At 57.1% G+C, this 401-nt stretch carries 2 protein-coding genes; both read right to left on the bottom strand.

What is annotated here, in order from left to right; translation table 11 throughout:
* Window positions 1-176 (bottom strand): ATP-binding cassette domain-containing protein (locus AC5ZGW_RS47340; RefSeq protein ID WP_496114299.1); only part of this gene is annotated, 176 nt, incomplete at its 3' end.
* A gap of 16 nt (window positions 177-192) precedes the next feature.
* Window positions 193-401 (bottom strand): hypothetical protein (locus tag AC5ZGW_RS47335; protein WP_496114298.1); only part of this gene is annotated, 209 nt, incomplete at its 5' end.

Raw genomic sequence — 401 nt, 5'->3', positions numbered from 1 at the left:
GTGACCTCATAGCCGGGCTTGCCGGCGATGACGTGCGAGAGCGTCGATTTGCCGGAGCCGTTCGGCCCCATGATCGCGTGGACCTCGCCGGGATTAACAGTCAGCGACAGCCCGTGGAGGATTTCGCGATCCTCGACACGGACTTGCAGGTCTTTCACTTCAAGCAGTGCAGTCATTTTCTTTCCTTCTGGCCTAGGCCGACCGCAAGGCGATCAAAAAAAGGAGCCAGCCAAAAAATCCCATAGCTCCGAACCCAGCAGCGGCCTTGCCGAATTCCATTACGTCAAGCGAGCTAGCAAAAGCGCCAATCAAGGCAATGAACGCTCCGGCGATCGCCACGAACCCAGTGATCGCGAATGGCCAAACCTGAACGCCAACGAGGATGTTCCGAATGGTTTGGA

This window comes from Bradyrhizobium sp. Crot121 (assembly GCF_059512385.1).
This window is presented reverse-complemented; position numbering and strand designations above follow the sequence as displayed.